Source organism: Mycobacterium sp. (assembly GCF_039583805.1).
GTDB lineage: Bacteria > Actinomycetota > Actinomycetes > Mycobacteriales > Mycobacteriaceae > Mycobacterium.
Genome location: NZ_JAVKSH010000096.1, coordinates 1 through 12,891 on the forward strand (window position 1 = coordinate 1; position 12,891 = coordinate 12,891).

Below are 12,891 nucleotides of genomic sequence, written 5' to 3' on the forward strand. Positions count from 1 at the left end.
CGTGACGAACTCGACGAGCTGCCGCTCGACGAATGGCCCACCCGGCTGCGCCGCCTGATCTCCGAGCAAGTCGGCCTCATCCTGCGCCGCACCATCGACGTCGACCGCCTGCTGACCGAATACGGGCTGGACTCGCTGAGCAGCCAGGAACTGCGGACCCGCATCGAGGCTGAAACCGGCATCCGCGTCACCGCCACCGACATCAACAGCACCGTGCGGGAACTGGCCGACCTGCTCTGCGACAAGCTGGTGGCCGAAGACGATGCGACCACGCCTTCCTCGCCAGAGAAAGCCTCTGAGTAAATGCCGCTCGACGGTGCCTCATGGCCATGCGACATACGGGGGTGATCATGCGCCAGTCCGACACCATCACCCCTGTCAAAGGGGCGCCGAGTAAGAGCCCGGCGGAGACCGGATTTCGTCCGGATATCGAGGGCTTGCGCGGCCTCACGCTGTTGGCCATTTTCGGCTTTCACGTTGACATGCCCGGTGTCGGTGGTGGGTTCTGCGGCCCGGACATCTTCTTCATCATCTCGGGCTTCGTCATCACCGGGCAGCTCTGGCGCGAGGTGAGCACCACCGGTTCCGTCGGGCTGCGCCGCTTCTTCGGGAAGCGGGCCCGCCGGCTGCTGCCGGTATCGGCCACGGTAGGCGTCGTCACCGCGATCGCCTCGGCTGTCCTGTTAGCCCCGCTGCAGGCCAAAAACGCGATTATGGACGGCATCGCCAGCGCGTTGTACGTCCCCAACTACTGGTTCATCGTCAAACAGGTTGACTATTTCGCCGGCAACGCGTCGCCCTCGCCGTTCCAGCACTACTGGACTTTGGGCGTGGAGGAACAGTTCTATCTGGTGTGGCCGCCGATGATCATCGGTACGGCGTGGCTCATCCGGCGGACGCGTCGGCGCGCCAAGACCGATGCGCCCCTGTCGAAAAGCCCGTATCTGGTGCTCATTACGTTGATCGCGGTCGTGTCGCTCGCGCTGTCGCTGCTGATCACCTACGTGATGCCTCTGGTGGCGTACTTTTCGCTGCCCACGAGGGCCTGGCAGTTGGCTTTAGGCGCCCTGGTGGCCCTCACGGCCGGCCACTGGCGCCGACTCCCGCAGCGAGCTGCGGTGATCATGGGATCGGGCGGGCTGGCCCTGATTCTGCTGGCCTGCGCCTATTTGAACCCGGGTGAACCCTATCCGGGCACCCCGGCGCTGTTGCCCGCGCTGGGCACTGTGCTGGTGATCGGCGCCGGCTGCGCGACACCGACGCAGGGCGGCGGGCGCGTCCTGGCATGGGCGCCGATGCGGGCGATGGGACGGGTGTCGTACTCGTGGTATCTGTGGCACTGGCCGGTGCTGGTGTTCGCACCGGTAGTGCTGGGGCACCCGCTCGGGCTGGCCGGCAAGTTGGTGGCGGTCCTGGTCTCCGGCGGGCTGGCGGTGCTCACACTGCGTTTCATCGAGAACCCGTTGCGATACGCCGCTCCCCTGCGCCGGTCTGCTCGGGCCAGCCTGGCGGTCGGCGGTGGCGCCTCGTTGGTGGCGGCGTGTGTGGGTGTGGTGTTGCTGCTGTGGGTGTCGTCGATACCGCTGCCTATCCCGGTGGGGCGCGGCGCGCAGGCTGAGGCGCTGACGATCACTCCCCCACCTGCCCCGACGGGAGACGGCGTTGAGGCCTACGACGCGGAAGTGCAGAACGTGTTCTCGCAGGTGCAAGCCGCGGTCGCGTCATCTGCCGAGCTGAAAGCCGTACCGTCGAACCTGAACCCGCCGCTTGCCGATGCGGCAGCCGAACTCAAGGCCATGTTGTTCAACGGCTGCCTGCGCGCGCCTTTCCAAGGTGGACAACCCGAGTGCGCGCTGGGCGATACCGCGTCGGCGACGACTGTGGCCCTGGTCGGAGACTCGCATGCCTCGATGTGGATTCCGGCGTTCCAGCAGATCGGCGCGCTGCGGCCCTGGCGGCTCGAAACCCTGGCCAAGGCGGCCTGCCCGATGATGGACTTGCCCATCGCCAACCGCCTCGTCAGTCGACTGGTTGAGTACGTTCAACGCTGCGAGCAATGGCGCGGTCAGATCATCACCCGGTTACGCGCCGAGCACCCGCGGTTGATCGTGGTGAGCATGTTCCGGGGGTACGTTGCCAGCCACAGCAACGGATTCCTGTCAGGTTTCACGTCATACGACCCGGCGTGGATCGACAGCCTGACCCGCCTTGTGCGTCAACTGCGCGACACTGGCGCCGAGGTGCTGGTGCTCGGGCCGGTCCCGCATCTGGACGGATCGGTGCCGGAGTGCCTGTCTGCGCACCTCGACGACGCGATGGCGTGCTCGCCGCCCATGGCGACCGCGTTCAACCGACCCGGTATCGCAGCCGAGGCCGCCGCCGTCAGCGCCGGCGGCGGACAATACGCCGACCTCACCGAACTGTTCTGCACCACGAACCGCTGCCCGGTGATCGTCGGCAACACCCTGGTGTACGTCGACGCGGGTCACCTGACGCTGGAGTACTCCCGGCTGCTGGCACCGGCCATCATGGCGCTGGCCGACCGCGCGCTCGCGCACAGTTGACGTCCTGCGGATCGTTGCCCTGCCGCAGGCGGTGTCATCCCGTCGTTCCCGCGGCCGAGCAGCCAAAACGCCGCAGTCGGGCATGCTCTTCCAGGAGGTCGGCGGCGGTGGCGGCGCTGACGCCGGGCTCGGTCATCCGGGTCGCGACCTCGCGGGCCCGCTCGGCGTAGTGCGGGGCGAGGATCGTGCGCAGTCCGGCGACCAGTGATTTTTCCGTGGTGCGCGAAAAGCGCTGTCCAGAGCCGACTTTCAGTCGTTTGACGACGTTCGCCCAGAGCGGCTGATCGGACGTGACGTGCAGAATCAACGCCGGGATTCCGGCCCGCAGGCCGGCTGCCGTGGTGCCCGCTCCGCCGTGGTGCACCACCGCCCGGCAGGCGGGGAAGACGGCCGCGTGGTTGACCGCACCCACCACCTTGACGTGGTCGACATCCGGGATACCGGCGAATTCGGTTGCCCCGCAGCAAACCAGCGCGCGTTCACCCAGCTGCGCGCAGGCCGCGCTGATCATCGCGACGGTCTCTGCCGCCGACCGGACGGGCATGCTGCCGAAGCCGAAGTAGACCGGCGGGGTCCCGGCGGCGATCCACGACCCGACCTCGTCGTCGTCGTCGGTCGGCAACTGCAGCGTCAGCGCGCCCACGAACGGCCACCGCCCGGCCCATTCGTCGGCCAGCCCGGGAAAGCACAGCTCGTCGTACGCCTGGATCTCCAGCGCTCCGCACTGCAGGATCCGTCGCGACAAGGAGCCGGTGGCCTTCGGCAGGCCCAGGACCCGGCGCTGGGTGTCGTCGGCCTCCTTCGTCATGCGCCAATACAGCCACCAGACCGCGGAAGTCCCGGCGCGGATCAGCGGCGCCGGCAGCATCGGAACCAGGTGGCTGTTGGGGCGCGACGGGAAGTAGTGCAACGCCGCCAACGGAATGTCGTGGTGCTCCGCGACGTTGGCGGCGACGCCCAGGTAGATGGTGCCCGTCAGCACCGCGTCGGCGCCGTCGGCCAGCGACGCCAGCGTCGCGCTCATGTCCGCCCAGCCGCGGGACACGTACTCCTTGAATCCCCGCACGAAGCCCAGCGGTGACATCGTGCGGTAGGTGCGCCTGAAGTCGTCGTCGAGCAACTCCCGCGAGTCCGGCCCGTACGCCGACGCCGTCAGCCCCGCCGACTCGGCCAGGCCGACGAAGTTGGGCGGCACCGCGATGCGCACGTCGTGGCCGCGCCGCTGCAGCTCCGCGCCGACCGCGGCACACGGCTCGACATCGCCGCGGCTGCCGTGCATCGCCAGGGCGAACTTCATCGGCGAAACCCCGGGGAGCTCACGCGTCCAGGCGCGCGAACTGAGCCTGCCGGTACTGCTCGACGCACGCCGCCCGGCGGACCTTGCCGCTGGTGGTGATCGGGATCGAACCTGCAGGCACCAGAACAAGATCCGCGATGCTCAGGCCGTGCGCGTTGGAGATCGCCGAGGTGACTTCACGCTTGATTCTGGCCAGGTCGTCGGCGCCGCTGCCGTGGCTCTTGAGCTCGATGACGGCGACCAGCTTCTCGGTGTCGTGGTCGGGAACCGCGATCGCCGCGCACCGGCTGCGGGTGATCTCCTGGATCGTCGCCTCGATGTCGTCGGGAGAGTGGTTGCGCCCGTACACGATCAGCAGGTCCTTGATGCGGCCCATGATGAACAGCTCGTCGTCGGAGAAGAACCCCAAGTCGCCGGTTCGCAGCCACGGGCCTTCCGGTGTGCCGGCGGACGGACCGACGATCGTGCCGCCGAACGTGTGCTCGGTCTCCTGTTGCCTGCCCCAGTACGCCATCGCCACGTTGTCGCCGTGGGCCCAGATCTCGCCGACGGTTCCCGCCGGGCATTCGATGCAGGTGTCGGGATCCACGACGCGGATCAACGGCGACCGCGGCACCCCGTAGCTGACCAGCGGTGTGCCGCCGGGGCACTGCTCGGCGTGGCCGTCGGCCAGCTTCTCGGGTTCGAACTCCACGATCCGCGGGGGTTGGGCCGGCGTGCGGGCCAGCAGGTACACCGTCGCTTCGGCCATGCCATAGGACGGCCGCATCGCCTGCTCCGGCAGGTTGAACCGGGCGAAGCGGTCGGCGAAACGCCGCACAGTGGCCGGCTGGACCCGTTCGCTGCCGTTGAGGATGATGAGCACATCACCCAGGTCGTAGCCGGCCATATCCTCGTCGGAGGTTTTGCGGGACGCCAAGTCGAAGGCGAAGTTCGGGGCAGCCGAGAAAGCATGGCTGCTGTCGGCCAGCATGTGTATCCACCGGGCCGGCCGCTGCAGGAACGACACCGGGCTGGTGACCACGGTGCCGAACCCGCCTGCCACCGGCACCATGATCCCCATGAACAGACCCATGTCGTGGTAGAAGGGCAGCCACGACACGAACGTGGTGTTCGGCGGGGCGACGCTGCGGTACTCGGCGAAGTAGTCGGACATGATCTGCTTGAAGTTGGCCATGACGTTGCGGTGCGACACCGCGACCCCGGCCGGCTGGCGTGTCGACCCCGACGTGTACTGCAGGTACGCGATGCTCTCGTGGCTCACGTTGGCGAGGCTGGAACCGCTCCGGGACTCCAGATCCAGCAAATCGACTTCGACGATCGACGGAGCCGATTCACCGGACTGCGCCTTGACGTAGTCGGCGACCGTGTCCACGACGGCGGACGTGGTGAGCATGACGGTCGGCGTGGTGTCGCGCAGCACCGAGCTGACGCGCTCGTCGCTGACCCCGCCCATCGGGACCGAGAGCGGAACCGCGATGAGGCCGGCCTGCATGGCCCCCAGAAACCCGACGATGTAGTCCAGCCCCTGTGGGGCTGAGATCACCGCCCGGTCGCCGGCCGCGGCGGACAGCCGGAGCTGGTGGGCGAGGTTGAGCGTTCGCCGGTACAGCTGCGACCATGTCAGGCTTTCGGTGACCCCGTCCCAGTCGTGCTCGTACTCGATGAACGTGAACGCCGTGTCGTTGGGCTGCAGGCTCGCCCGCTCACGCAGCACCGCCGGGATGGAAGACTCGATCATCCGCACGATGCTACCGTCGCCCCCCCGACCTGCGAAATTCCGTTATGCCAGGCCAGCACGGGGACGCCGCTACCCGGCGACCTCACCCGACTCGGGGGACGGCGACCCGAAGTCGTCCACCCGTTCGAAACCCCGCCTGCGGGCCTGCTCGACGCCCTGCCGGATCAGCGCGTGCAGTCCGATGAACCCGGCGTGGTCCAGCACCACGAACGGCGAGAGCAGCCGGTTGTGCACGAACGCGAACGCCAATCCGCTCACCGGGTCGGCCCAGCCTATCGACCCGCCCATCCCGGCGTGGCCGAAGCCCGGCACCACGTTGAACGGAACATTGTGGTAGCCCAGGTGAAATCCCATTGGCACCAGCAGGTTACGGTCCGCACGAAGGCTGTGCCGTCCGGCGAGACCGGCGACCAGCGCACCGGACAGCAAGCGGGTGCCGTCGATGTCGCCGCCGTTGGCGATCGCCCCGTACATCCGGGCCAGCGCGCGCGCCGTCACCACCCCGTTGGCTGCCGGGAGCTCACCGTCGAGCAGCGGGATGTCGCCCTGCACGGCAGCTCGCATGCCCGGGAAATACAGGGCGCCGAATCCCGCGGACATCGGCAGCGCAGCAAATTTGGGCGCCGCGTAGTTGAAGACGGGATTTTGCAGGCGGGTCTGCGGTGTGACGATCTGCGCGACCCGCGTCGACGCGTCGGCCGGCGGCCGGCCCAGGTGCAGGCCGTCGGTGTTCAGCGGCTCGGCCAGCTCGTTGCGGAACAACTGGCGCATCCCCGTGCCGGTGACCGCGCGGGCCAGCCCGGACATCAGCCAGCCGTAGGTCAGGGCATGGTAGGCGGGTTTGCCCAGCAACCGTCCTGGTGGTGCCGCCGCTAGCCGATCCTCCATCAGCGCGTGGTCCAGCAAGTCTGCTGTGGTGGCGCCGCGCAGCCGGGACAGCCCAGCTCGGTGCCCCATCACCTGGCGGACGGTGATGGCCGATTTGCCGTTCTGACCGAACTCCGGCCAGTACTCGGCAACCGGGGCGTCATAGTCGATGAGCCCGCGGTCGACCAGTCGGTGGATGACGGTGGAGGTCATGCCCTTGGTCGCGGAGAACACCATCGCGGCGGTGTCCGCAGACCACGGCACCCGCCCGGCCCGGTCCGACCAGCCGGTCCAGACGTCGACCACTGGCTCGCCGGCGAGGTAGATGGCCAGCGCCCCGCCGCCGAAGCGCCGGCCGGGGAACATGCCGGCAAAGCTGCGCACAGCGCAGGCAAAGTTCGGGTCCGCCGCACCGCGCACTCCCCGGGGAAGCACCGACCGGCGGTTGCCGACGACTTCCAGCCTCATACCTTCGAATTTACCCATCTCGTCGGCAAACAGGACGGAGTTTATCTTTCCGTTAGCCGGATGCAACGTTGAGGATTTGCTGTGCGGCCATGGCCGGGGTCAGCTCTCCGGCCAGGACCCCGCGCTCCACCTCGGCGCGGATCGCGCGGACCGCGGGGTTGGACAACACCCGCTCCAGCACGGTGTCGCGGACGAGCTGCCAGGTCCAGTCCACCTGCTGGGCGCGGCGGCGTGCGTCGAACTCCCCCGCATCGGTCAACACCTGACGATGTCGCTCGACGGTTTCCCACAGCTGGTCCACGCCGGTGCCGTTCAGCGCGCTCATGGTGAGAACCGGTGGACGCCAGAGCGTTTCGCGAGGATACAGCAACCGGATCACACCGGACAGCTCGCGGGCCGCCGACCGTGCCTCGGTGAGGTGATCACCGTCGGCCTTGTTCACCACGACGATGTCGGCCAGCTCCAGCACGCCTTTCTTGATGCCCTGCAACTGGTCCCCGGTGCGCGCCAGCGTCAGGAAGACGAAGGTGTCGACCATGTCGGCCACCGCCACCTCGGACTGGCCGACGCCGACCGTCTCGACCAGGATCACGTCGAACCCGGCGGCCTCCAGCAGCACGATCGTCTCCCGGGTGGTCTTGGCCACCCCGCCCAACGTTCCCGACGTCGGCGACGGCCGAATGTAGGCATCCGGGTGCACCGCCAGCGTCGGCATCCGGGTCTTGTCGCCCAGGATCGACCCGCCGGTGCGCGTCGACGACGGGTCCACCGCCAGCACCGCCACCCGGTGGCCGCCTGCGATCAGCTGCATGCCGAGCGCCTCGATCAGGGTCGACTTGCCCACCCCGGGTACCCCGGTCATCCCGACGTGGTGGGCTTTGCCGGCGTGCGGGGTCAACTCCAGCAGCAGCTGCTGGGCCTGCTCGCGGTGGTCGGCGCGGGTGGACTCCACCAGCGTGATGGCCCGCGGCAGCGCCGCGCGGTCACCGCCGCGAACCGCGGCCGCCAGTTCGTCGACGGACGACATCTGCGCAACCACCGGCTAGAGGGTGTAGCCCAGCCGGCCGGCGAGCTTGTGCAGCAAGTCGACTGCGGCGTCGGCGATCACCGTTCCCGGCGGGAAGATGGCCGCGGCCCCCGCCGCGTACAGCTCGTCGAAGTCACCGGGCGGGATGACACCGCCCACCACGATCATGATGTCGGGACGGCCCACGGCGGCCAGCGCGTCGCGCAGCGCCGGCACCAGCGTCAGATGCCCGGCGGCCAGCGAGGACACCCCGACCACGTGCACGTCGTTGTCGGCCGCCTGCCGCGCCACCTCGTCGGGCGTGGCGAACAGCGACCCGACGTCGACGTCGAAACCGATGTCGGCGAACGCCGTCGCGATCACCTTCTGGCCGCGGTCGTGGCCGTCCTGGCCCATCTTGGCCACCAGGATCCGGGGCCGCCGGCCGTCGGCCTCGGCGAAGCGCTCCACCAGCCCGGCGGCTTTGGCGATGCTGGTCACCTTTCCGGCTTCATCACGGTAAACCCCTGCGATAGTGCGGATTTCGGCTTGATGGCGCCCGTACACCTTCTCCAGCGCGTCGGAGATCTCACCGACGGTGGCGTGCGCGCGGGCCGCGTCGATGGCCAACGCCAGCAGGTTGTCGCCCAATCCGCCGTCACCCGCCCGGCCGTGGGCCGCGCGGGTCAACTCGGCCAGCGCATGCTCGACAGCCGCGTGGTCCCGTTCGGCCCGCAGCTGTCGAAGTTTGGCCAGCTGCTCGGCGCGCACCCGGGTGTTGTCGACCTTGAGCACCTCGATCTCGTGGTCGTCGTCGACGCGGTACTTGTTGACCCCGATCACCGGCTGGCGGCCGGAGTCGATGCGGGCCTGGGTGCGCGCGGCGGCCTCCTCGATGCGCAGCTTGGGGATGCCGTCGCTGATGGCCTGCGCCATGCCGCCGTGCTCGCGCACCTCGGCGATGTGCTGCCGGGCGCGCTGCGCCAGCTGATGGGTCAGCCACTCGACGTAGTACGAGCCGGCCCACGGGTCGATCGGCCGGGTGGTGCCGGATTCCTGCTGCAGCAGCAGTTGGGTGTTGCGCGCGATGCGCGCCGCGAAGTCGGTGGGCAGGGCCAGCGCCTCGTCGAGGGCGTTGGTGTGCAGCGACTGGGTGTGCCCCTGGGTGGCGGCCATCGCCTCGATGCAGGTGCGGGCGACGTTGTTGAACGCGTCCTGGGCGGTCAGCGACCAGCCCGACGTCTGCGAATGGGTGCGCAATGACGTGGATTTCGGGCTTCGGGGCCCGAACTCGCCGACCAGTTCGCTCCACAGCAGCCGGCCGGCGCGCAGCTTGGCGACTTCCATGAAGAAGTTCATCCCAATGCCCCAGAAGAACGACAGCCGCGGCGCGAAGTCGTCGATATCCAGCCCGGCGTCCAGGCCGGCCCGGATGTACTCCACCCCGTCGGCCAGCGTGTAGGCCAGCTCCAGATCGGCTGTGGCACCGGCTTCTTGGATGTGGTAGCCGGAGATCGAGATCGAGTTGAACTTCGGCATCTTCGCGCTGGTGTAGGCGAAGATGTCGGAGATGATCCGCATCGACGGCTGGGGCGGATAGATGTAGGTGTTGCGCACCATGAACTCTTTGAGGATGTCGTTCTGGATGGTGCCGGCCAGCTTCTCCGGCGGCACCCCCTGCTCCTCGGCGGCCACCACGTACAGCGCCAGGATCGGCAACACCGCGCCGTTCATCGTCATCGACACGCTCACCGCCGACAGGTCGATGCCGTCGAACAGCTGCCGCATGTCGAGGATGGAATCGATTGCCACACCGGCCATTCCGACATCCCCCTGGACGCGGGGGTGGTCGGAGTCGTAGCCGCGGTGGGTGGCCAGGTCGAACGCCACCGACAGCCCCTTCTGGCCCGCCGCGAGGTTGCGGCGATAGAACGCGTTGGAGTCCTCGGCGGTGGAGAACCCGGCGTACTGGCGGATGGTCCACGGCTGGTTGACGTACATCGTCGGATACGGGCCCCGGATATAGGGCGGCTCACCCGGAAAGCTGTGCAGCGGATAACCCTGCTGTGCCGCGGCGTCTCGGTCGGCGCCGATGTAGAGCGGCTTGACCACGATGCCTTCGGGTGTGTGCCAGTCCAGCTGCTCGGGGGTGTAGCCGTGCGCGGCGGCGGCGGCGGCGACGTGTGCGCCGACGCCTGCTTCGGTGGCCGCGTCGCCGGTGCGCTCGCCGTCCAGTGGGACGCCGGCGAAGCTGCCGACAGCCGACCCGGCGTGCGGGGCGAACCGACCGGCGAGCTCGTGGACGGTCATCGCGTCAGGCCCCCAATCGGGTCAACAGTTTCGAGAGCGTCTGCACCGCATCGATTTTCGCGGTCAGATACTCGTCGGGGCGGTTCGGCGCACCCGCCAGGGCCGTCTCGGGCCCGGCCAGGCAGACGTGCGCTGCCCCGGCGTCGCGGGCGGCCCCGACGACGGCGTCGGCCTCGGCGGCGTAGCGGCTGTCGGTGCCGCAGACGACCGCGACGGCGGTTGCGGCCGCCGACACCGCCCGGGCAACGCTGTCGGCGTCGACCGGCCCGGGGTTGACGGCGTCGATGCCGCCGGACGCCAGCAGGTTCGTCGCGAACGTCACCCGGATGTTGTGCTCGGCCAACGGCCCCAACGGCAACAGCACCACCTGAGGGCGCGAGCCGGTGCGCTCCAGGAAGGCGTCCGAGCGGTCCCGTAGCGCCTCGAACCCGGCCGAGTATCGCATGCCCATCGAATGATCTTGCGGCAGTGCAGGCTCGGACAAGTTCGGGTATTCGCTGACTCCGGTGATCGCGATGCGCCGGTGCGCGATGTCGTCGGCGCGGCGCGCGGCGACCGCGGCGATCTGCTCGCGCAGGTAGCCACACGCGTCGACGAACCCGCCGCGGGCCTCGATGTCCTGGAAATTCTTCCAAGCCTGCCGGGCCAGCTGGTCGGTGAGAGCCTCGACGTACCACGACCCGCCCGCCGGATCCAGCACCCGGCCGATGTGCGACTCCTCCAACAGCAACAGCTGGGTGTTGCGGGCGATGCGGCGCGAGAACCCGGCCGCCGTCCCCGGTAGTCCGCCCGGGATCGCCACGTCGAACGGCAGCACCAGGACCGTGTCGGCGCCGCCAACCGCCGCGCCGAACGCGGCCAGCGTGGTGCGCAGCATGTTCACCCACGGGTCGCGCTGGGTCATCATCGGCCATGACGTCTGCGCGTGCACCGTGACCGCGCCGCCGTGCGGCTCGCCCACCACGTCGGCGACTCGGGCCCACACCTGACGTGCGGCGCGCATCTTCGCGATCGTCATGAACTGGTCGTCGTCGGCAGCGTATCGGAAACTGATCTGTCGCAATGCTTTTCCGATCGGTAGCCCCGAGTCGACAAGCACTCGCAGGTAGCACACCGCGGCGGCGACGCTGCCCGCCAGCTCCCAGGACGCGGTGGCGCCCAGGTTGTGCAGCGCCGGGCCGTCGACGGTGATGGCCCGCACGCCCGGCATGTCCGCCGCCGCGGCGGCGAGTGCGATCACCTCGTCCAGCTTCGGTGCGGCGCGGTCGCAGAGCCCAGCGGTCAGCGGGTCGGCGCCCAGGTCGACGGCCCGGGTGTCCAGCCCGTCGACCAACCCGAGCAGCACCTCGGCGGCGGCGGTGTAGTCCGCGCCGGCGTCGAGAACCACCGGCAGCAGGTCCAGATACACCCCGGCGAGCAGCGGCTCCAGCTGCGCCGGCGCCACTCCAGCCGGGCCGACCCGCAACACCAGCGCGCTGACCCCGTCGGCGAGTGCGGCCAGCACCGCCTCGTTGCCGTCCGCGCCGGCAGCGGGGAACACCTCGGCAACCTTCCAGCCGGAGTTCACGTCGCGCAGGGCGTCGCCGCCGCGGACATACGGCCAGTCGCCGGGCAGCCCCCGCTCGGGGAGCGCGTCGAGCGCGGTGTACAGCGCCTGGATGGCAAAACCGTCGTAGGTCGGGGTGTCGAGCAGGCGTTCGGGCTGCGGCCCGAGCTCGGCGGCGTCGTGGCGGGTGTTCCGCGCCAGCACCCCGGCCACCGCGGTGCGCCAGCGTGCGTGGCCCGCTGCCAGCTCGGCGGACACATCGACGGACACCGGCGCCTCCTGTTGTCGCAGCATGTGGCACCCGTCGTCGGGCCCCGCCACTTGTCACCAGGCTAATTGATGCCCGCCGGCGCGCGGGAGCAGACCGGCCACCGGTCGGCCTGGCGCGCTGTGGGACCTACCCGCCGGGGTCTCGGGCGGAGTCGGCACACTCGGGTACGTGGTGGAGTTGTTGATCGCGGTCAACCCCGACGAGGATTCCCGGCTGCCCTACCTGTTGCGGATTCCTCAACCCGGTGGTGATCTGCTGTTCCGGACCTCGGGGACGTGGCCTCGGGTCAAGGCTCTGTACTGCTACCCGGTGGGCCTGCACGAGTGGCCGACCGACCCGGTGATCGTCGAACGCCTGCCGCTGCGGTCGGCTCAGCGCCGGGGCGCGGCGATCGATCTGATCGTGCAGCGGTCCCGGGAGAACCGCTCCCAGCTGGTGTTCACCACCGCACGCGGCCGCGACGCGGTGTTTTGGCAGTCGCCGCGCACCCGCAAACAGGCGCGCCCGAATGTGCGGACCCCGACCGCCCGCGCCCAGGGTATCGAGGAGCTGCAGATCCTGGTCGACGCGCACGAGCAATACCCCTATCGGTTCAGCACCCAGCAGGCCGGCACGCTTCGGCGGGCGCTGCCGTGCGGCGACTACGGGATCGTCGTCGACGGGCTGCTGGTCGCCAGCGTGGAACGCAAGTCCCTGGTTGACTTGGTCGCCAGCCTGACCGGCGGCAAGCTCCGATACCAGGTCGCCGATCTGGCCGCGCTGCCGCGCGCGGCGGTCGTCGTGGAGGACCGCTACTCGCAGCTGTTCAAACTCGACCGCGT

9 protein-coding genes are annotated in these 12,891 nt (G+C 69.3%); 3 read left to right on the forward strand and 6 right to left on the reverse strand.

What is annotated here, in order from left to right:
* Together ABDW21_RS13190 and ABDW21_RS13195 are read left to right on the forward strand one after the other, a co-directional pair.
* The coding region (locus ABDW21_RS13190) for an acyl carrier protein (RefSeq protein WP_343710542.1) at positions 1-303 on the forward strand (303 nt) is incomplete at its 5' end.
* 26 nt (positions 304-329) lie between these two features.
* Complete coding sequence (locus ABDW21_RS13195) at positions 330-2,564, forward strand: acyltransferase family protein (protein ID WP_343602056.1); 2,235 nt, start codon at positions 330-332, stop codon at positions 2,562-2,564.
* 34 nt (positions 2,565-2,598) lie between these two features.
* Here the strand turns inward: ABDW21_RS13195 and ABDW21_RS13200 are convergent, their stop codons facing one another.
* The 6 genes from ABDW21_RS13200 to mutA all read right to left on the reverse strand — a co-directional run bounded on the left by ABDW21_RS13200 (position 2,599) and on the right by mutA (position 12,069).
* Positions 2,599-3,861: a glycosyltransferase gene (locus ABDW21_RS13200; protein ID WP_343710543.1), complete on the reverse strand. Its 1,263-nt coding sequence runs from the start codon at positions 3,859-3,861 to the stop codon at positions 2,599-2,601.
* A 19-nt stretch (positions 3,862-3,880) separates the two neighbouring features.
* The gene (locus ABDW21_RS13205) at positions 3,881-5,602 is read right to left on the reverse strand and encodes an AMP-binding protein (protein ID WP_343602047.1); all 1,722 of its coding nucleotides are present in this window, start codon (positions 5,600-5,602) and stop codon (positions 3,881-3,883) included.
* Between the two features lie 69 nt (positions 5,603-5,671).
* A complete protein-coding gene (locus ABDW21_RS13210) occupies positions 5,672-6,937 on the reverse strand; it encodes a serine hydrolase domain-containing protein (RefSeq protein WP_343602049.1) in 1,266 nt (421 codons plus the stop codon).
* A gap of 52 nt (positions 6,938-6,989) precedes the next feature.
* The gene (meaB, locus tag ABDW21_RS13215) at positions 6,990-7,964 is read right to left on the reverse strand and encodes a methylmalonyl Co-A mutase-associated GTPase MeaB (RefSeq protein ID WP_343602058.1); all 975 of its coding nucleotides are present in this window, start codon (positions 7,962-7,964) and stop codon (positions 6,990-6,992) included.
* Positions 7,965-7,979: 15 nt separating this feature from the next.
* Complete coding sequence (scpA, locus tag ABDW21_RS13220; protein ID WP_343602050.1) at positions 7,980-10,253, reverse strand: methylmalonyl-CoA mutase; 2,274 nt, start codon at positions 10,251-10,253, stop codon at positions 7,980-7,982.
* A 4-nt stretch (positions 10,254-10,257) separates the two neighbouring features.
* Positions 10,258-12,069, reverse strand: a complete 1,812-nt coding sequence (gene mutA, locus ABDW21_RS13225; RefSeq protein ID WP_343710544.1) for a methylmalonyl-CoA mutase small subunit — start codon at positions 12,067-12,069, stop codon at positions 10,258-10,260.
* A gap of 169 nt (positions 12,070-12,238) precedes the next feature.
* Here mutA and ABDW21_RS13230 point away from each other — a divergent pair.
* On the forward strand, positions 12,239-12,891 hold a 653-nt coding region (locus tag ABDW21_RS13230), incomplete at its 3' end, for an ERCC4 domain-containing protein (protein WP_343710545.1).